Consider the following 18,330-nt stretch of genomic DNA (forward strand, 5'->3'; position numbering starts at 1 on the left):
AATGTCTCGATGCCCGCCCTTCCACTCCCATGAGGTCACCGTGACAACCACTCCCACCAGCAGTCCCGCGACCGCGGAGGTCGAGGTGACCGGTTCGTTCGCTTGGTACCGGTCGATGTCTCCGAAGGGTCGCAGGGCCTTCAAAGGCGCGTTCGGCGGCTACGCCCTCGACTCCTACGACTTCCTCGTCCTGCCGATGGCGGTGGTGGCCATCACTGCCTACTTCGGCCTCACCACGGCGCAGACCGGCCTGCTCACCACGGTCACCCTGCTGGCATCAGCGGTCGGCGGGGTGATAGCGGGAGTGCTGATCGACCGGATCGGCCGTGTGAAGACTCTGATGGTCACCGTGGGCACTTATGCGCTGTTCACGGTGCTGTGCGGCTTCGCCACCAGCTATCCGATGCTGCTGTGCTTCCGCACCCTGCAGGGCATCGGCTTCGGCGGCGAATGGGCAGCCGGAGCGATCCTGGTCGCCGAGTACGCAAAGCCGCGCTACCGTGGCCGGGTCCTGGCCTGGGTGCAGAGCTCCTGGGCGGTGGGCTGGGCGCTGGCGGTCATCGTCGGCACGGTCCTGACCGGCAGCCTCGACTCCAACATCGTGTGGCGGGTGCTGTTCTGGACCGGCGCGGCGCCGGCACTGCTCCTTGTGTATGTGCGCCGCAACGTCGAGGACGCCCCGAAGGCGACCGAACACCTGGCGCACAAGTCGGCGCGGCCGCTCCTGTTGTCCGTCTTCCGGGGCGGTCTGGCCCGCAGGACGCTGTTCGCGACGCTGCTGTCCACCGGCGTGATGGGCGGCTACTACACCTTCGCCACCTGGCTGCCCGCCTATCTCAAGACCGAGCGCGGACTGACGGTCGTCGGCACCGGCGGCTACCTGTTCGTCCTGATCACCGGCGCCTTCTGCGGTTACATCACCGCCGGCCACCTCATCGACCGCCTCGGACGCAAGAAGTCCTTCGCGCTCTTCGCGTTGCTCAGCGCAGGCCTGCTCATGACCTACGTCAACATCCCCGCAGGCTCGAACAGCCTGCTGCTGTACCTCGGATTCCCCCTGGGCTTCTGTGCCTCCGCCATCTTCTCCGGATTCGGCTCCTACCTCGCCGAGCTCTACCCCCACGCAGTTCGCGGCACAGGCCAGAGCTTCACCTACAACGTCGGGCGCGCGCTCGGGGCGGTCTTCCCCACTGCCGTCGGCTTCTCCTCCGCCGGCGTCGGCGGAGCCCTGATCTACGGTGCCATCGGCTACGCACTCGCCCTCGTGGCGCTGATCGGCCTCCCCGAGACGCGTGGCAGCGAACTCACCTGAACCAACAGCTCAGCAACTTGACCTGGCGCCCAGTGGGGTCGGCAGCACCCAGCCAGCCACCACTGTCATGCCTCGACCGTCCCGGGTTCCCGGAGACGCGCACAAGGGGCGCCAGCAGCGGCTCTGGCCGCGGCGGATGCGGCCGTTGATCTGGTCGATCTGCTCGGGGATCGTCGCCTTGATGCAGCGCCGTCGCAGGTAGGCGCGGACCTCGTGGATGAGTAGCCCTTGTCCGTGACGATCCGCTCGGGTCGGGGCCCGGGGTGACCGGGCCAGCGCCGCTCGACACGGATACGGGCCATGACCTGCTCGAATCGAGTGCAGTCGTTGACGTTGTCCGCGGTGACGGCGAAGCCAGCGGCCGGCTCTGCCTGTCACAGGTCAGGTGGATCTTCGTGGTCAGCCCGCACCGGCGCCGGCCAAGTGCGTCCCCCGGCCAGTCCTGCCTCCAAAATCTCCCTCGCCATGGCCGCCCATGCCTGCCTGACCATCCTGCGGGCCCGCGAGCTGGATGCCCTGATCCGCCGACTTGGCAGAACGCAATCCGATGGCCAAGGCGGTCGCCGACTTGTATCGGGAAAGGTATTCCCCGCCCGTGAACGACGACGCCGCCCGCGCGTTCGCCGCCGTCATGACGCTCGCCCAAGGCATCGACAGTGGCGGCTCGGCGACCGGGGCCGTCATTCGCTCGGCACTGATCAACACGGACATTCCGGGGCGGGGCACGATCATGCCGTGGGACGGCGTGAAGTTCGACGACGACCATCAGAACATCGGGGCCCGCGTCGTCGCCGAACAGGTACAAGACAGCCACTACCGCCTTGTCTACTCTCCCGGACGTGGCGCAGTCCGAGATCATGTCGGAAACGCAGAATAAGCCCCCCGGGGAATCGCCTGAGCCGGGATCCACCCCGGCAGGCGAGGCCTGCGGCCGGTCAGGCGGGCAGCAGCTCGCTGTAGCGTTGGATCAACTGCTTCTCCGCGTCACTGAGGTAGGAGGTCAGCAGCAGCTCCGCCCGTACCTTGTCCCCTTCCTGGAGCGAGGCAAGGATTTCCCGGTTGCGCTCCAGGTACGGCTCGTGGAAACCGCGCGGATTGTCCATCGCGTGAAAGACGAGCCTCAGCTCGGCCAGCACTGCGCGCATCACCTCGTTCACGCGCCGGCTTCCGGCCAACGCCACGACGGCGTAATGGAAATGGATGTTCGCCGTCCCCAGCTGCAGCCAGGAACCGTCAGCCGCCGCCCTGTCTCCCTCGGCGACCGCGGCCTCGGCCGCGGACAGGTCATAGGGTGGGACCCCCAGGCCACGGACGGCCGCGCACTCGATGAGCCTGCGCACCTGGTAGATGTCGTTCACGTCCTGCACGGTGAGGACACGGACGAACACGCCTCGGTTGAGTTCGTGGACCAGCAGTCTCTCGTGGGTGAGCAGGCGGAAAGCCTCCCGGAGAGTGTTGCGCGACACGCCAAGGGCGGTGCCGATGATCTCCTCCGACAGCTTGCTGCCCGGTGGCAGGTAGCCCTCGGCGATACGGGACCGCAGGATGTCAGCCACTCGCTCTGCCGTGCTGGAGCGTCCCAGAAGCGCTCGGTCTCCCGCAAGCACAGACGGGTCCATATCGGCTGTCATTCTGCTGACCTTCTCCTTCTCCCACGTCCGACAGTGTCTGTGACCGTCTTTCGGCTCGGCTCGGTTCCAGTCAACCGGAGATCAGCAAACAAAACAACAGAGCCACTGTCGGATCGTTCAACGATTCTATAGTATGGTGGTAGAAAATGAGCTACCTTGCATAACGGGAGGATCATCGATGTCAAGCACTTCCGTGTCTGGAGCCCTAGCCCCAACGGAAGCACGGAGCAGGTTCCGCAACGGGGCCGTCGCGCCCACCACTGGCTGGTGCGCTGGCTACACCCAGGCCAACCTGATCGCCGTACCGGCCGACTGGGCCTACGATGTCCTGCTCTTCTGCCAGCGGAACCCCAAGCCGTGCCCCGTCCTCGACGTGACCGACGCCGGATCCTGGACGACGATCCTGGCGCAGGGTGCGGACCTGCGCACCGACATCCCCCGCTACCGCATCTGGGAAAACGGCGAGCTGACCGGCGAACCCACGGACGTCATGGACGTCTGGCGGGACGACCTCGTCTCGTTCCTCATCGGCTGCAGCTTCTCCTTCGAAACAGCCCTGGCCCAGGCAGGCGTGCCGTTGCGCCATGTCGACCAGGGGCGCAACGTTGCCATGTACCGGACCGCACGCGAGTGCAGACCGGCCGGACGTGTCGAGGGGCCCATGGTGGTCTCGATGCGGCAGATCCCTGCGGACCTGGTCGACACCGCCACCCACCTCAGCGCGCTCATGCCTGCCGTTCACGGAGGCCCCGTTCACACCGGCGACCCGGCCGATCTGGGCATCGAAGACCTGTCCCGACCCGACTTCGGCGACCCGGTGGATGCCGAACCGGGTGACGTTCCGGTGTTCTGGGCCTGCGGTGTCACGCCCCAGGCCGCCGTCATGGCATCACGGCCACCGTTCGCCATCACCCACGCCCCCGGCTACATGTTCATCACCGACGCCCGAGACACCGACTACCGCATCGCATGACGGCACAGTGGGAGATCGTCCCGTGCGGACTCCTCCGGGAGGATAAGCCAACAATGACGGACCTCGTGATCGACCTCAACGCCGACCTCGGTGAGGGCTTTGGCCGGTGGACTCTCACCCATGACACGGCCATGCTCTCGGTGGTGACCAGTGCCAACGTCGCCTGCGGCTTCCACGCAGGCGACGCGAGCACGATGCGCCGCGTATGCGAGACAGCAGCGGCGCGCGGGGTACGGATCGGTGCGCACGTCTCCTACCGCGACCTGGCCGGCTTCGGCCGCCGGGCCATGGACGTTCCCGCGCAGGTACTCGCCGACGAGGTCGCCTACCAGATCGGTGCTCTCCAGGTGTTCGCCCGGGCAGCAGGCGTGAACGTCGCATACGTCAAACCGCACGGCGCCCTCTACAACCGGGTCGTCACCGACCAGGAGCAGGCCGCCGCAGTCGTCGCGGGGGTCCGGCTCGCCAGCTCGGAACTGCCCGTTCTGGGTCTGCCGAACTCGGTACTGCACGACGAGGCACGCCGCGTCGGCCTGCCGGTAGTCGACGAAGCCTTCGTCGACCGCGCCTACACGGCCGAGGGCACCCTCGTTCCACGCAGCACCGAAGGAGCCGTCATCACCCACCCCCGGCATGTCGCCCGCAGAGCCGTCGAAATTGCCCGGAACGGCCGGGTCACATCGCTCGACGGCAGCCCCGTGAACGTACGGGCACGGTCCCTGTGCCTTCACGGCGACACCCCCGGAGCCGTCGAACTGGCCAAGCAGGTCCGTTCCGCGCTGCAGGCGGCCGGCGTCAGGGTGGAGGCCTTCGCATGAGACTGAAGCCGGTAGGGACCGATTCCGTTCATCCCCCAACCTTCCGGCACGCGGGCACCTCCCGTGGGGCCACGAACGCCGAAGGGCACAGAGCATGAGTGACGGCAAGATGGAGGTCGTACGAGCCGGTGCGCTCACCACGGTTCAGGACTTGGGTAGATTCGGCTACGCCGACCTCGGCGTACCGCGCTCGGGTGCGCTCGATCAGCCCGCACACCGCCTGGCCAATCGTCTGGTGGGCAACCTGCCCGACGCTGCGACACTCGAGACCACACTGAACGGCGTGGCAGTGCGCATCACGCGGCCGGCGATTGTCGCCGTGACGGGTGCACCCGCACCGGTCAGGCTCGACGGCCGCCCTGTTGCCTGGTCCAGCCCCGTGTTCCTGCCGCCCGGCGCTGTGCTCGACATCGGTCCGGCAACCAGCGGTCTGCGCAGCTACGTGGCGGTCAGCGGAGGTATCACCGTTCCTGCCGTCCTCGGCAGCCGCTCCACCGACCTGCTCTCAGGTCTCGGGCCGACCCCCCTGGTAGACGGCGTGACCCTGCCGGTGGGCGACACCGCCGGCCCACCAGTGCACTCTGACACGCTCCCGTGGCAGGCACCCCCGCAAGAACTCGTCCTGCCCGTACTGCTCGGCCCGCGGCACGACTGGTTCACCCTCTCCGCGATCAACACGCTGGCACGTGGCCGTTACCAGGTCTCATCGAACAGCAATCGCATCGCCCTGCGAACGGACGGCCCTGCCCTCGAACGCGCCGTTCACCGCGAAATGGCCAGCGAGGGCATGGTTGTGGGCGCGATCCAAGTACCACCCGACGGCCGACCGGTGATCTTCCTCGCCGACAGCCCCACTACCGGCGGCTACCCCGTGATCGGCGTTGTTCCCGAGCCCAGCCTTGCCGCGGCCGCCCAGGCAGTCCCTGGCCTGCCCGTCAGATTCAGCCCGATCCACCGCCGCCCGAGCACCAAGCGACCTGCGGGACAGCGCTCCGCCCGGCATGCCAACTGCGACTCCGTCACGACCCTTGAACAGGTCTAGCGGCGAGAATGGCAACGGCCTTTATCCGGTCGACCTGCAGTGTGGCAAACATCGGCAACCCTTGACTTACTGATCGTTTCAGAATGAGTTGAGCTGCGGTCTTGTGCTCGACGATCTTGGTCGGCAGAGTGTCCGGGGTGCGTGCTGATCTTGTTCCTGACGGCCTGTGGGTGCGGGTGGCCCCGCTGCTGCCGCCCACTCCCGAGCGGCGCCGTCGCCACCCCGGGCGGCTGCGTGTTCCCGACCGAGTGCCACTCGCCGGTGTGATGTACGTGCTGCGGACCGGTGTCGCATGGCGTGATGTCCCCGCGGAGACCGTGGGCTGCTCCGGTGTGACGGCCTGGCGCCGACTGCGGGATTGGACCGAGGCCGGCGTGTGGCCGCGTCTGCACGCGGCTCTGCTTACCGAGCTTCCCCGCGCCGGCCTGCTGGACCTGGACGACTGCTCCGTGGAAGGGTCGCACGTCCGGGCTCTCAAAGACATCTCAGGGAGCCAAGAGGTCGAGACGCCTGCCCGGTGGAGGCCGTGAGTAGTGGGGCGAAGGCGTGTTGTTCGTCGTTGCCCTGCCGTGTCGGAAGGCAATGGTGGAGCTGGCCGAGTAAGCGGTTGAGCAGGTTGCGTTGAGCAGGGTTGTGCCAGTCTCCGTGTTCGCGCCGACGTCGGTAGTGGGCGTCGGCTTCCGGTGAGGCTTGGAGGGCGGCGAAAGCCCAATCCAGCGTTGATGAGCCGGTTGTTGTAGATGCCGCCTGCCGGGGTCGCCTCTCGCAGTGTCACCGGTAAGCATCGCTTGTAGGGCATGGGCTCGACCTTGCCCTGGGTCTTCCGGCGGCGGCGGTCGGCGAGAGGCGCAGATGTGCCGCGCAACAGGTGCGTTCACCTTTGGCTTCGGGTCTGCGCCCGTGCGATGAGCTGGTCGAGTAGCGCGAGTAGCACCTCACGCACGGAATCCCTGCTGCGGGCGTCGACCATGAGGACGGCGGTCTGCGGATCCTGCAGGTTGAGGGCCGTGCGGACCTGTTCGGGGGTGTAGGGCCGGACACCGTGGAAGCAGTTCACCGCGATGACGAACGGGGTGCCGCGGTTCTCGAAGAAGTCGACCGCTGCGAAGCTGACCTCCAGACGGCGGGTGTCGACGAGGACGACCGCGCCGATGGCGCCCCTGAGAAGGTCGTCCCACATGAACCAGACGCGTTCCTGGCCGGGCGTGCCGAACAGCAGCAGTGTGGCGGCCTCGAGGGTGATCCGGCCGAAGTCCAGGGCGACGGTGGTGGTCGTCTTACTGTCGACGGGGCTGAGTTCGTCGATTCCAGCGCTGGCAACGGTGAGTTGCTCCTCGGTGCTCAGCGGAGTGATCTCGCTGACGGCGCCGACCAGGGTCGTCTTGCCGACGCCGAATCCGCCGGCGATGAGGATCTTTGCTTGAGGAGGCGTGCTAGAGATCTTCAAGGCCCTTCCTGATCTTCCGGAGGAGGTTGGTGTCACAGGCGTCGTCTTCGGTCAGCGGCGCCTGGTGGTGGACCAGGCCGCGGGCGACCAGCTCGCTGAACATCGCCACGACCGTGGTCAGCGGTATGTGCAGCACGGCGGCGATCTCGGCGACGGCGCGCGGGTCTCTGCACAGGCGCATCGCGGTCTGCCACTCCTCGGGCAGGCCACCTGCGTGTTCGGCTGGCACCGCGGCCATGACGGCGGAGTGCATGGACAGCGGTTCACCGTGCCCACTGCGGTGGGTGGCTGTCCGGGCCGGGGCGAGCGCGAACAGGCGGGTCCGGCGAGCACTGTCGCCGTGCATCACTGTGCGGTCAGCTCCACGCGGGGCTGGCTGCCCATCTGCGCGGCGTACGCCTTCGCCTTGCGGATGATCTCCGCCAGTGCGAGGCCGATCTGGGCGGTCGCGGCGGCGACGACGAGCAGAGTGCTGCCGTCCCCGCATGCTGTGATGATGATGTTGCGCGCTTTCATGGTTACCACCGTGTGCGCGACGTTGCTGCCGCCCACTGCCTGGGACATGGAGGCCGACAGGCTGGCCATCCCGGAGCAGGCGGCGGCGATCAGCTGCGCGTCGTCGGTGGTGAGTCCGTACGCGGCCCTGGCGATTCCCTCGTTGGACAGCAGGACCAGCCCGATGATGCCGTCGACGCGGCGGAGGCTGTCGCGGAGCATGTCGTAGATCCCGGAGTCTCCTTTGCCAGCGGGGGCGATGGTGTTGGGCAGGGTCTCAAAGGCTCTGGTCATGGGGACGTCTCCTCATCGGGGTCGGCGTAGATCGGAAAGCCGGCGAACTGGGCCGCGATCTGGTCGGGAGTGCGCTCGTCGACGTCGTCGAGAGCCACGGGATGCGGTGGGGGCCCCCAGGTGCGGTCCGGGGCCCCGGGCCGGGCCGCGCCAGCGATCTGGCGGAGCTGTGCGGCTACATGGGCGCCGCGTGTGCGCCGTGGCAGGCCGTCGGGTGTGAGCGTGGGGGCGGTCGGCTGCGCGGGTGAGGGCTGCGTGGGCGTTACGGTCGCATGGGCGGGGGTGTCGGCCGCGCGGGCCGATGACGAGGCGTTCGCGGTGTCGCCGCGTGAGTTGGGAGGGGACGCACGGGTGCCGGGCTTGCGCCAGGGCAGGCCGCTCGTGGTGACCGCAGGGGCTTCCTGCCCCGCAAGCAGGGGCCCTGGCGACGCACAAGTGTCAGACCCGGCCCGTTGATGAAAAGGCCTCTTCAGTTCGGGCTCGCCGGAATGGGCGGCGTTACTTGCGGCGGTCAGCGCAAACTGCCCACCATGCTGAGTGGCGTCCTCCGCCAGGTTGGATGAACCGTGCTCTGACGTGGAGTGCGGGGCGTGCTCAGCCACGGGTTGCGGGACGTGGGTGAGCAGGGAGGCGGGCACCATGACCACGGCGGACAGACCTCCGTAGGCCGAGGGCCGTAGCGTGACGCCGATGTTGAGCTGTGCGGAGAGACAGCCGACGACGAAGAGGCCCAACTGATCGCTGTCCGCGATCTCCGCGAACAGCGGGGCGATCCGCAGGCGGCCGTTTAGTTCCGTCAGCAGACTGTCGGACAGACCGTTGCCCCGGTCCTCGACTTCGAACGCGATGCCTCCGGCTGTACGGACGGATCGTACGACGACGCTGAGCTGGGGGGCGGAGTAGGCGAGCGCGTTGTCGATGAGTTCGGCGAGCAGATGGGTCGGGGCGCCGGCCGCCTCGGGAACGATCCAGCCCTCGGCCCCGAACTCCGTCTGCACACGCTGAAGGCCCGGGGACTCGCCGACCGCGTCGATCACGATATTGCCGGCCGTCACCGGCCGGGTGTGCGGGTGTGGCACGGCACCTCCGGCGAGCAGCAGAAGGTTCTCCAACTGCCGTCGAAGCCGGACGATTTCATGGTCCAGCGCGTACAGGGCTCCCCGGGTCCCCGCGTCCTGGTCGGAGCGTTGGTGCAGTTGGTCCAGCTCCCGCAGCAGCGCGGCGACCGCGACGAGGGCCTGCCCGGCGACTCCGGCGCAGAACCGGTTGAAGCCGTCCCGCTCCCGATGGACGGCGTAGGCGGAATCCAGCGCGTAGCGGGCGAGCCGAGCCACGGCATCGCTGATGGCGCCGAACTCGTCGCGGCGTCCGGTTGCTTCCGGCAAGCTGCCCGTGTCGATGGGCAGTCCCTGCTGGAGACGCACGACCAGTTCCGGAAGATGCTGTTGGGCGACGGTCACAGCGGTGATCCGGGCCCGGTCCGCCCGGCGGATCACGGCACGGCCGACGGTGGCGACAACCGCGGTCACCACGATCGTGACGAGCGCACCGGATCCGGCCAGGGCATAGGCCTCGTACTGAAGCAGCCGACCGGCTTCCTCGTCCCTGACCGAGCCGCCGCGCAAGGCCCCGGCCTGCCGGAGCATCAAGGCCGTGGAGGCCACGACGTGGGCCGTCATCGCCAGGGCGACGACGACGGTGACAAGGCGATAGAGGGTGCGCAGCGTAACTGGGCCGGACGGCTCGTCACGCTGGTGGAGCGGCGAGGGGCGTGCCATGGGTGCTGTGGACAACGATCCTCCTGGAGAGGGCACGGAGGTGGAGCAGCGGGCGGAAAGGGTGCCGTCGGACCGTGCGGCGGCTCACCAGACGGGCGAGCGCCAGCCCAGCAGTTGCGGCCCGGCGGTCGTCAAGGAACCGGCTAGGCCCGGGCGAATTCCTTCTGCGGGTCGACATCGGTCACCTGTGTGCGCAGGACGCCAACTCCACCTCCGGCGAACTCGCTCTCTCGGGCCACCTGGGTGCGCGGACCGCGTTTCACGAGCTGGCGCAGCATGTGCCGGGGTGTCACCTCGACCACTCTGCCCTCGGCGTCGACGACGTCAGCGAACACCAGTGCGGCCCGGGGCAGAACGGCCGCATGCTGTCCAGGTGTCGGGGGCGCAGGCACACACGTCCTCCTACCCGGTTTCCTAGGACGCCAGCCTGTAGCCGTCGAGCGTGTGCACGTCGACGTCGGAGGCGAAGACGTAGGCGCACATCTCCGTGCCGTCGGCGATGATCCGGTCCATGAAGTGGCCGGCGTGGTGTCGCTCGCCTTTCTGCATCCCCTGCATGTCGGGGGCTGCCAGGAGCATGGTGTCGGCGCGGCCGGTGGCCTGAGTTGCGTAAGCCGCCCAGCCCAAGCAGGGCCGACGGGCGATCGGGACGGCAAGCGGTCCGAACTCCAGTGGGCAGTGGATGGTGAGCGTTCGGCTAGGCATGGGTGCCCACCGGCTCGTGCGGCATCTAGATGACCTCCCTTTCGAGGGCGGCCATGTCTGGGCTGCTGTACATCGGAGTGGAGTACGAGCGACGGGCCACCCACCACCACCCCGTGGCCAGCAGCAGCACGACGACCAGAGCCACCGAGGCGTAGTTGAAGGAGTCGAGGGTGACGGGATGGCTCTGCGGGAGGCAGAACAGCACCGTTACGACGGCCACCCATACGACCGCCACCCAGCCGATCGGCCCGCTCCAGCGCCCGAGGTTCCAGGGACCCGTGGGGAACCGCTGCTTGGCACGCAGTCGCAGGTAAATGGGAATGGCATAGGCTGGGGTGATACCGATGACATTGATCGCCGTCACGGCTCCGTACGCCGTCACCGAGTACAGCGACGGCAGGGCCAGCACCAGTGGCACACCGACCGAGAGCCACACGGCCGGAGCGGGTGTGCCGGTCCTGGCGGACACCCGGCGCCACAGTCGCGAGCCCGGCAGCGCACCGTCCCGGGAGAACGCGAACACCATGCGGCTTGCCGCGGCGACCTCGGCGTTGCCGCAGAACAGCTGGGCCACGATCACGATCAGCAGCAGGACCTTGGCTCCGGCCAGACCCACGGCGTCGAGGAAGATCTGCGCCGGCGGCACCCCGGTAGCGGTGGCCTGGGTGCCTGCATAGTCCTGGATCGCCCAGGTCAGCCCGGCCAGCAGCACGAACCCCGCAATCCACGACACCCAGATCGAGCGCACGATGCCACGGGCGGCTGACACCTGCGCCCGGGTCGTCTCCTCGGACAGATGCGCAGAGGCGTCGTAGCCGGAGAACGTGTACTGAGCCAGCAGTAGTCCAATCGCCGCGACGTACAACGGGCTCGACCAGCCGGTGCTGTTGGCGTAGTGACCGAACACGAACTGAGCCGACTGGTGCTCGCTCGGCACGATCGCCAGCACGGCGACGATGACGGCCACACCCAGCAAATGCCACCACACGCTGATCGAGTTGAGGATGCTCACCAGGCGCACCCCGAACAGATTCAGCGAGGCGTGCAGAAGGAGGATGCAGGCGAAGATGACCAGGATCCACCCCGAGGTGGGCTCGAAACCCCACTGCAGGTTCAAAAAGGCACTGGTGAACAAAGCGGCACCGTAGTCGATTCCAGCGATCGCGCCGAGCAGGCCCAGCAGGTTCAGCCACCCGGTGTACCAGCCCCATCGAGGGCCGCCCAGCTGGTGCGCCATGTAGTACAGCGCACCGGAGGTAGGGTAGGCGCTGGTGACCTCGGCCAGCGCCATGCCGACGCACAGGACGAACAGACCCACCCCGACCCAGCCCCAGAGCATCACGGCCGGACCTCCGGTGTTCAACCCGAACCCGTAGAGGGTCATGCAGCCGGACAGCACCGAGATGACGGAGAAGCTGATGGCGAAGTTGCCGAAAGGGCCCATGCGGCGGGTCAGCTGCGGTGTGTAGCCGAGTTGGGAGAGCAGCTTGTCGTCCTCCATGGACGACAAGTCGGCCGCTCTTGCGGAATGCGACAACGGAAAAGACCTCCTTAACGGACCTGGCAAGTCGTACGGGCCAATGCGGGTGAGGGCATGCCGCCGCATGGCAACCTCCGAAAGGGCCGGTGGCCGACCGCACCAGGCCGACCGCGTGGGCCTGGGCGGCCATACCGGGTTCAGCCGTAGCGCGCCCCACGTGAACAGGCCGCCTCAGCCGCGGCCAGACACTGCGCACGCGCCCACACGAACTCCTGCTCGGCGAGGTCTGCACGGCCGGGAACGTCAGTGACATGCATCCACGGCTGGTGCGTGGCGTACACGCCGATCGCCCCGAACACCTCCGCGGCTTCAGAGAACCGGCTCCCCGCCCACAACGCGTGGGCAAGGTGGTTGAGGTCCAGCGCCGCGTACGGCGCGGCGTCCGGGTGCCTGAACCATCCCTGCAACGCCCGGTCGGTGTCACGGACGATGTGCACGCGCCGCCACTGCTGGCGTACCAGCGGATCGGCTTCGCTGCCGGTCCTTTCCCGCTGGGTCCGGTAGTAGCGCGCGTATGCGTACAACGGCAGTACGAGCACCGCCGACCCCTCCGGCACCAGTGAAGCCACCCAGTGCACGAAATGCAGTGCGTCGGCCGGTGAGCCGCCGGCCCGGGCGTAAAAGAACTGCAGCATCCGCTGGTACGCCTCACGGTTGAACGGATGCCGGATGTGCGTCTCCTGCAGCAGCTGCCATGGGCCGTGGAGGAGTGTCCGCTCCGGCGGTGGTACCCGCTGCTCCTGCCGCAGCTGTTGCTCGTCCAATTGCGCCAGTGCCAGCAGGCAAACCCACGGCACCGGATCGTCCGGCAGACAGTGCGCGGCCAGCTCGCACGCCTCCCGGGCCTGCTGGGCCAGCTCCTCCTCCCGGAAGTGCCGGTGCCGCCGCGCCTGCAAGGCCCGTTCCACCATGATCCGCGCACGCATCATCAGTGCGTCGGCGCTGTTCGGCTCCTCGGCCCGCCATGCCTGCACCACGTCCGACCCGGCAGCAGCCGCGGCGAGTACCTGGCTCCGTGAGGTTCTCAGCGCCCAGTCGGTTCCCGTGTGGGCGAGCAAGGTCCGCATCGCCATCCAGCGACCGGTCCGCAGGTCCTCCAGCGCCACCCGAAGCGCCTGGTCGTGGCCGGCCGGGTGGTACACCGGACGGAAGTCGCCATGCTGTGCAGGCCTATTCCTGGCCATCAGTTCGTCAACCCTCACAGTGAGCCCGGAGGAGTGGTGCGGCGTACCACCGTGCTCCCGCGCTGTCGCTCCCGCCCGGCAGGTGCTGCCGCCGGTCGGTGTCCTTGCGGTTCTGCAGCTGCGGAAACTCGGCGGCGGGCGCATCATGGGTCCGTCGCCGGGGCGAGTTCCCCAGCGGTACGACGTGTGTCATCTGAGCCTTGTCGGTGGGCGGTTCTTCATCTGCAAGGGGTTGTCAGTCGGGCAGGAACCCGGTGAGCGGCAGCTCGCGGCGGGATGTGACGCGTGACGGCGCGGGCAGCCTTGGCGAGAGGCCCGGGCTCCCTGCGTGAGAGGGACAGTGGTGGACGACGGACGCACTCCTGGCGTTCAAAGTGTCGACGTCACTGGTCTCGGTGGATTCCGGTCCTCTGGAAGACCCACTCGTCACGCATGCCGGACTCGGGACGCAAGATGCTCGACTCGTCGGACGAGGATCACCCTGCACCACCTGGCATACCGTCAGCATCCGTAGAACTACTCAACGGTCACGGTCTGAATCAAATGGAGACTCAGGATGCCAGGGGGCCGGCGGCAACCGGTTCGAGTACCGCTCCTTGCCCTCGGCACCGGCGGAGCCCGGCCGGTGCCCCGTCGGCCGCTTGGGCCGGCCGAAGGCGGCCGCCTCCCGGGCCGCGTGTGCGGGCGGCTGGCGCGGCGGACCTACCCCATCGTCTGGGACCAAGTGACCGGCGACGACCGCCTGGACGAGCTCGACACCTGCGCCGCGTACGGTGACGGGAGGGAGTACATCCGTACCGTCGGCCGTCAGACGGTCGAGCTGCCAGGCGAACTCGGCGAGCCGATGAACCGGCTGGAAGAGCAGCTGACCCGGCTCGCCGACCTGGCCGCGTTCAGCTGCATCGGCAGGACCTGGTGCTGCTGATCGAACACCCCGGCTTGGTTCCGCTCCCACAGCGGTCTCCGGCAGGTCATGCCCGAGCCGGAGCCCAGCCGCTTGGGCCGTCGTGGTCGCGTTCGCTCACCCTGCTGATGCTCAGCCGCCGGCGAGGGCCAGAAAACGGTCTACGGCGGTCCGCGCCTGGATATGGATGTCCTTCTCGGTGGGGGGTCGCCCAGCAACACCCGGATCTGGAGGTCGCGGACCACCAGACCGTAGAAGAGCTGGAACGCTTCCCCCGGTTCGTCGATGCGCAGGAGGCCCTCGCTGGCCAGCCGCCGAGGAAGGCCGCGCCGGTGGTGTGCTGGCCGTGCCGCAGCAAGAGTTCGGCCAGTTCCGGCGAGGTCATGGCTGCCCGGTTGAGCGCCACTGAGACGTCGTTGACGAGCAGCGTCAAAAGGTCGTGGGCGATGGCGGTGAGGGTGGTGCGGGGGTCGGCCGGCCGGTCGATCAGCGCGGCGGAGCAGCTCTTGGCCGCTGCCGAACCAGGCGTACAGGCTCTCTTTGGACGAGCCTGCGGGTTGCCCGCACGACACGATGCTGACGCCGAACGCGAGCTCTGGGACGCCTTCGTGGAGAGCGTGCGGACCAGGCTCTCGAATCCGAGTCCGTGTTCCGCTGGAACCGTCAGACAGGGTACCGGTGGGGTGTCGAGCAGCACGCCGACACCCACACACACCTGCTGTCCCGGCACCGAGGGGCGGGGCTGCCGCACTCGCCCTCTTGCCTCCCGCGCGCCGCCCCTCACCGGAGCGGTACCTCCGTGGCCCTTTTCCGGCATCGAGCTGCGACGGCACCAGAATCCGGGCTGCTCGTCCAGGCCGACGTCGCCGGGGGTCGGTACCCCCTGCAGGAGGGAGCCGACTGTGCCGCTCATCCGCATCGACTGGCTGCCTGGATGCTGGAAGAAGCGCCGATCAAAGCGTCAACTCGCGGAGGTCCTGGCTGGCCGCACCGAACTTGTCCGGCTCGAATCGGCACCCCTTCGCCTTGGTCGAGTGAACCGGATTCCGGCCGGTCAGCGGCGCCAGTCGCTCCACCGCCAGCCACTGGGCCGGTGCGGGCAGATTGATCACCAGATCAGGTCGGCTGCCGAGGTTCTGCGCCGTCTGCCCTTCTCGGCCCAGTCCGAGCACGACCGTTTGCCCAAATGCCCACGCAGAGGACATGGGGGGCGAGATTGGACGAACCGTCGTGATTGTCTGTGGACAGAGCACCACAGGCGTCCCGAAGTAGCAAGATGCTCGGCTCGATCGCTATGTGGCGGAGGGCCTGCTCCCGCAGTGCGAAGTGGTGTCGCGTCCATGTGCGGAGCCTAGGAAACCGGACGCTTCGGCACATGCCGAAGCGTCGCCAGCGACAATCGAGCAAACGGATACCCAGCGCGCACGCACGGTATGCCCTGACTGACCTCCATAGCCAGACTCCTGGCCGATGGCACGCGCGCAGGCTTCTGTCTGGCCTTGCGCCCCGGCCGTGCATGGACAGCGGGCGAGCTGCGTGTCATGCCGGGGTAGCGGCCTCAACCGCCACCGAGCACGTGAACGCACTCGTGAGAGGAAACCTGCTTGCCGAGGAACGGCAGGGATGGCACCGCTATGTGAATCTGGCCAACCCCCACGTTGCCGTGCTGATCGAGAACCTCGCCGCGATGGCGCCCGGCCGCCCCTCGCCGCCTCGTTCATTGTCGGCGGCCAGCCGATAACACGCCCTCGCCCACGCTCGTACGTGCTACGACCACCTTGCCGGAACTGTCGGAGTCGCGATCACCGGCGCGATGGCGGCCATGCGCCGCCACGCTGCTGGGGGAGGAGGCCGGTCGATCGGCCACGGCGGGATCAAGCTGGTCGCCCGTGCCGCTGGCATCCGGGAGGCCACAGTTTCGCTGGGTGCAGATGAACTGGACTCAAGTGAGGCTCCGTTGGGGCGGTGCGCCGGGCCGGCGGGGGCCGCAAGTGGACGGTCGATCTGGACCCGGGACTGCGTTCGGCGCTGCTGGCTGTGGTCGAACCGGATGTGCGGGGTGATCCGATGTCGCCGTTGCGGTGGACGACGAAGTCCACGCGCCACCTGGCCGCCGATCTCACCCGCCAGGGCCAACGGATATCCGCCGACACCCTCGCCGACGTGCTGCGCGAGGAGGGCTTCAGCCTGCAGGGCAACGCCAAGACCGTCGAGGGCCGGCAGCACCCTGACCAGATGGTCAAGTACGCCACCGCGCTGCGGCTGGGCACGGCGGAGGCCGAGCAGGTGCTGCGGCGCTTCACCCGTGGCGGACCCAAGCACCTCACTTACCAGGCCTGGAAGAACTCGGCCGCGCGGTCCGCACCATCTTCGCCACCGACTACCAGGCCATCCCCGGCCTCCCCCGGGAGATCCACGGCGGGCTGCAGGTGGTGGAGAACTGGAACTCGGCGAACACCGTGCTGCACTACGGCAAGGACGGCGGCGCCCTGACCGGCCAAGGTGCACGACGAGACCTCGATGCTCGCCCTGCACCTGCTCCAGTCCAGCCTCGTGTACATCAACACCCTGTTGCTGCAGCAGGTCCTCGGAACCGGCCTGGGCGAAGAAGCTCACCGATGAGGATCGACGAGGGCTGACCGCGCTGTTCTGGTCGAACATCAGCCCGTACGGCACCTTCCGACTCGGCATGGACAAACGCCTGGACCTGGGGCTGCCCATCATGGTGCCCGGGCCTCGAACCACCCAGACCGTCACGACGCCCCAGAGTTGACTACCCGCGCTGTCGAAGGGGCCGGTCCTCCCTCCGGCTCTCGCGAGGATCTTTCGGTCCTGGTTTGCGCGGGATGCGGGTAGCCAGCAGGATGCCCGCCGCGATGGGCGCCACGGCCACTGCCTCACGGACCGTGAGCGGTTCGGCGAGGAAGACCGCACCGATGCCGACGCCGAAGACGGGGGGAAGGAATTGGGCGATGCTTGCCTGCCCCGGGCCTGCTCTGCGGATCAGCAGGAGCCATAGCGACATGCCGATGACGGATGCTCCGAGGGACAGGAACAGCGTCGTCGCGAGGAGCCGGCCAGATGGGTGCACGGCGGGCTGCAGGATGGCGGTGAGTGCGAGCAGGGGCAGGCCGCCGATGGCGGCCTGCCAGCCGGTTGCCGCGTAGATGTCGGTGTCTGCGGCCAAGCGGGGGGTGAGCAGGGTTCCCGCTGCCAGGCACAGCACGCTCACCGCACCCCACGCGACGCCAGCCGGGGCGATGCCGGTGCCATCCATGCGGTCGAGTGCGGAAAGGGTGACGCCTCCGAAGGCGAGTGCCACGCCGAGGAGGTGGACGAACGTCAGTCGGCGCATCCCCAGCGCGGCTGAGGCCAGGAGCACCAGGAGCGGTGTGCAGGAGGAGAGGATGGCGGCCATCCCAGCGGAGAGGTGGTGCAGGGCCAGGCCCATCACGCCGAGGTAGCCGGTGTTGTTCAGCAGCCCCAAAACCGCGAGGCCAGCCAGTCGGTGCATGCCCACGTGGCGCAGGTGGCGCAAGCGGGCCGCTATGAGCAGCAGGCCGGCCAGCTCGCAGCGCACACCGACGACGAGTTCCGCAGGCGCGTCGCGGAGGGCGACCTTCGTGGCGGCGAACGCGGCGGCCCACAGTAAGGCCCAGGCCACCGCGATCGCCATGGTCATCGCGGATCCGGTCCGCATCTTCCTCTGGCCTGCGACAGTCGGACGGGGCGTGGGACGGACACGGACGAGCCTGGTCACCTCACACCGCTGCCCCGGTGAGCCGTTCCGCCTTCTGGGCGACGCGGCGTAGGAATCGCTCGGTGGTGATCACGTGGCGGCCGTGGATACCGCTGGCCGCGACCTCTCCTTCGTCGTCGCGTGCCTCGACCTCCCATTCGATGTAGTTGGCGTCGACGCTGATGCAGCGGGCAGTGACGGTGAGGCGGGCCCCTGGCGGTGTGGGTACGCTGTGCCGGATGTCGACGCGGGTACCCAGGCTGCCCTCGCCGTCCTCCAGTACGGGGCGCAGGGCGAGGATCGCGCACCACTCCAGCAGGCCGACCATGAAACCAGTGGCGAAGACTTCGGGCATCGCACGGTAGTCCTCGGACTCCGGGTAGAGGTGCGGGACCGTCTTGGTGGGCGGCACGGTGTAGTGCAGGCGCTGAACGTCGCCGACGGACAGGGTGTCGCGCATGCGAACTC

17 protein-coding genes and 6 pseudogenes are annotated in these 18,330 nt (G+C 68.2%); 9 read left to right on the top strand and 14 right to left on the bottom strand.

What is annotated here, in order from left to right:
• Position 1: 1 nt before the first annotated feature.
• Complete coding sequence (locus QFZ82_RS38790) at positions 2-1,312, top strand: MFS transporter (protein WP_373429389.1); 1,311 nt, start codon at positions 2-4, stop codon at positions 1,310-1,312.
• A 114-nt stretch (positions 1,313-1,426) separates the two neighbouring features.
• On the opposite strand, the pseudogene QFZ82_RS38795 reads toward QFZ82_RS38790, so the two are convergent.
• Positions 1,427-1,757, bottom strand: a pseudogene (locus QFZ82_RS38795) (transposase); the annotation flags it as partial.
• Between the two features lie 150 nt (positions 1,758-1,907).
• Between QFZ82_RS38795 and QFZ82_RS38800 the strand changes: the two are divergent.
• Complete coding sequence (locus QFZ82_RS38800; protein ID WP_307718006.1) at positions 1,908-2,189, top strand: hypothetical protein; 282 nt, start codon at positions 1,908-1,910, stop codon at positions 2,187-2,189.
• Between the two features lie 58 nt (positions 2,190-2,247).
• On the opposite strand, the gene QFZ82_RS38805 is transcribed toward QFZ82_RS38800, so the two are convergent.
• Positions 2,248-2,931, bottom strand: a complete 684-nt coding sequence (locus QFZ82_RS38805; RefSeq protein WP_307717977.1) for a GntR family transcriptional regulator — start codon at positions 2,929-2,931, stop codon at positions 2,248-2,250.
• Between the two features lie 190 nt (positions 2,932-3,121).
• On the opposite strand from QFZ82_RS38805, the gene QFZ82_RS38810 reads away from it, so the two are divergent.
• From QFZ82_RS38810 to QFZ82_RS38825, 4 genes and pseudogenes are all read left to right on the top strand, one after another.
• Positions 3,122-3,916, top strand: a complete 795-nt coding sequence (locus tag QFZ82_RS38810; protein WP_307717564.1) for a putative hydro-lyase — start codon at positions 3,122-3,124, stop codon at positions 3,914-3,916.
• Positions 3,917-3,969: 53 nt separating this feature from the next.
• A complete protein-coding gene (locus QFZ82_RS38815; protein ID WP_307717565.1) occupies positions 3,970-4,734 on the top strand; it encodes a LamB/YcsF family protein in 765 nt (254 codons plus the stop codon).
• Positions 4,735-4,828: 94 nt separating this feature from the next.
• A complete protein-coding gene (locus QFZ82_RS38820) occupies positions 4,829-5,776 on the top strand; it encodes a biotin-dependent carboxyltransferase family protein (protein WP_307717566.1) in 948 nt (315 codons plus the stop codon).
• A gap of 137 nt (positions 5,777-5,913) precedes the next feature.
• A pseudogene (locus tag QFZ82_RS38825) lies at positions 5,914-6,303 on the top strand (transposase); the annotation flags it as partial.
• Here QFZ82_RS38825 and QFZ82_RS38830 read toward each other — a convergent pair.
• The 9 genes and pseudogenes from QFZ82_RS38830 to QFZ82_RS38870 all read right to left on the bottom strand — a co-directional run.
• Positions 6,251-6,518 (bottom strand): annotated as a pseudogene (locus tag QFZ82_RS38830) (IS110 family transposase); the annotation flags it as partial. The pseudogenes QFZ82_RS38825 and QFZ82_RS38830 sit on opposite strands and share 53 nt — an antisense overlap.
• A 132-nt stretch (positions 6,519-6,650) precedes the next feature.
• Positions 6,651-7,223 carry an ATP/GTP-binding protein gene (locus tag QFZ82_RS38835; protein WP_307717567.1) on the bottom strand — a complete coding sequence of 191 codons (573 nt, stop codon included), beginning with the start codon at positions 7,221-7,223 and terminating at the stop codon, positions 6,651-6,653.
• Positions 7,210-7,569 carry a DUF742 domain-containing protein gene (locus QFZ82_RS38840; RefSeq protein WP_307717568.1) on the bottom strand — a complete coding sequence of 120 codons (360 nt, stop codon included), beginning with the start codon at positions 7,567-7,569 and terminating at the stop codon, positions 7,210-7,212. Before QFZ82_RS38840 ends, QFZ82_RS38835 begins: the two co-directional genes overlap by 14 nt.
• Positions 7,569-8,012 (bottom strand): roadblock/LC7 domain-containing protein, encoded by a 444-nt coding sequence (locus tag QFZ82_RS38845; protein WP_307717569.1) that lies wholly within the window; start codon positions 8,010-8,012, stop codon positions 7,569-7,571. Before QFZ82_RS38845 ends, QFZ82_RS38840 begins: the two co-directional genes overlap by 1 nt.
• A complete protein-coding gene (locus tag QFZ82_RS38850; protein ID WP_307717570.1) occupies positions 8,009-9,805 on the bottom strand; it encodes a hypothetical protein in 1,797 nt (598 codons plus the stop codon). Before QFZ82_RS38850 ends, QFZ82_RS38845 begins: the two co-directional genes overlap by 4 nt.
• A 128-nt stretch (positions 9,806-9,933) precedes the next feature.
• On the bottom strand, positions 9,934-10,182 hold the full coding sequence (locus QFZ82_RS38855; protein ID WP_307717571.1) for a hypothetical protein: 249 nt from the start codon (positions 10,180-10,182) through the stop codon (positions 9,934-9,936).
• A gap of 22 nt (positions 10,183-10,204) precedes the next feature.
• A complete protein-coding gene (locus QFZ82_RS38860) occupies positions 10,205-10,495 on the bottom strand; it encodes a hypothetical protein (RefSeq protein ID WP_307717572.1) in 291 nt (96 codons plus the stop codon).
• A 25-nt stretch (positions 10,496-10,520) separates the two neighbouring features.
• Positions 10,521-11,996 carry an amino acid permease gene (locus QFZ82_RS38865; protein ID WP_307717978.1) on the bottom strand — a complete coding sequence of 492 codons (1,476 nt, stop codon included), beginning with the start codon at positions 11,994-11,996 and terminating at the stop codon, positions 10,521-10,523.
• Positions 11,997-12,172: 176 nt separating this feature from the next.
• Complete coding sequence (locus QFZ82_RS38870; RefSeq protein ID WP_307717573.1) at positions 12,173-13,219, bottom strand: hypothetical protein; 1,047 nt, start codon at positions 13,217-13,219, stop codon at positions 12,173-12,175.
• 724 nt (positions 13,220-13,943) lie between these two features.
• Here QFZ82_RS38870 and QFZ82_RS38875 point away from each other — a divergent pair.
• Positions 13,944-14,144, top strand: coding sequence for a hypothetical protein (locus tag QFZ82_RS38875; protein WP_307717574.1), 201 nt, complete (start codon positions 13,944-13,946; stop codon positions 14,142-14,144).
• A gap of 962 nt (positions 14,145-15,106) precedes the next feature.
• Here QFZ82_RS38875 and QFZ82_RS38880 read toward each other — a convergent pair.
• Positions 15,107-15,419, bottom strand: a pseudogene (locus QFZ82_RS38880) (flavin reductase family protein); the annotation flags it as partial.
• 517 nt (positions 15,420-15,936) lie between these two features.
• Between QFZ82_RS38880 and QFZ82_RS38890 the strand changes: the two are divergent.
• A pseudogene (locus QFZ82_RS38890) lies at positions 15,937-16,370 on the top strand (ISAzo13 family transposase); the annotation flags it as partial.
• A gap of 30 nt (positions 16,371-16,400) precedes the next feature.
• Positions 16,401-16,549, top strand: a pseudogene (locus QFZ82_RS38895) (Tn3 family transposase); the annotation flags it as partial.
• Positions 16,550-16,896: 347 nt separating this feature from the next.
• On the opposite strand, the gene QFZ82_RS38900 reads toward QFZ82_RS38895, so the two are convergent.
• A complete protein-coding gene (locus QFZ82_RS38900; RefSeq protein ID WP_307717575.1) occupies positions 16,897-17,823 on the bottom strand; it encodes a DMT family transporter in 927 nt (308 codons plus the stop codon).
• A gap of 61 nt (positions 17,824-17,884) precedes the next feature.
• A complete protein-coding gene (locus tag QFZ82_RS38905; RefSeq protein WP_307717576.1) occupies positions 17,885-18,322 on the bottom strand; it encodes a thioesterase family protein in 438 nt (145 codons plus the stop codon).
• Positions 18,323-18,330: the final 8 nt, after the last annotated feature.

Origin of the sequence: Streptomyces sp. V4I23, assembly GCF_030817975.1 — a bacterium.
Classification (GTDB): domain Bacteria; phylum Actinomycetota; class Actinomycetes; order Streptomycetales; family Streptomycetaceae; genus Streptomyces.

Coding starts and splice junctions, on each gene's coding strand:
- QFZ82_RS38790 (WP_373429389.1), top strand. CDS start 2: ATGTCTCGATGCCCGCCCTTCCACTCCCATGAGGTCACCGTGACAACC.
- QFZ82_RS38805 (WP_307717977.1), bottom strand. CDS start 2,931: ATGGACCCGTCTGTGCTTGCGGGAGACCGAGCGCTTCTGGGACGCTCC.
- QFZ82_RS38810 (WP_307717564.1), top strand. CDS start 3,122: ATGTCAAGCACTTCCGTGTCTGGAGCCCTAGCCCCAACGGAAGCACGG.
- QFZ82_RS38815 (WP_307717565.1), top strand. CDS start 3,970: ATGACGGACCTCGTGATCGACCTCAACGCCGACCTCGGTGAGGGCTTT.
- QFZ82_RS38820 (WP_307717566.1), top strand. CDS start 4,829: ATGAGTGACGGCAAGATGGAGGTCGTACGAGCCGGTGCGCTCACCACG.
- QFZ82_RS38840 (WP_307717568.1), bottom strand. CDS start 7,569: ATGCACGGCGACAGTGCTCGCCGGACCCGCCTGTTCGCGCTCGCCCCG.
- QFZ82_RS38845 (WP_307717569.1), bottom strand. CDS start 8,012: ATGACCAGAGCCTTTGAGACCCTGCCCAACACCATCGCCCCCGCTGGC.
- QFZ82_RS38860 (WP_307717572.1), bottom strand. CDS start 10,495: ATGCCTAGCCGAACGCTCACCATCCACTGCCCACTGGAGTTCGGACCG.
- QFZ82_RS38865 (WP_307717978.1), bottom strand. CDS start 11,996: ATGGAGGACGACAAGCTGCTCTCCCAACTCGGCTACACACCGCAGCTG.
- QFZ82_RS38870 (WP_307717573.1), bottom strand. CDS start 13,219: ATGGCCAGGAATAGGCCTGCACAGCATGGCGACTTCCGTCCGGTGTAC.
- QFZ82_RS38900 (WP_307717575.1), bottom strand. CDS start 17,823: ATGCGGACCGGATCCGCGATGACCATGGCGATCGCGGTGGCCTGGGCC.
- QFZ82_RS38905 (WP_307717576.1), bottom strand. CDS start 18,322: ATGCGCGACACCCTGTCCGTCGGCGACGTTCAGCGCCTGCACTACACC.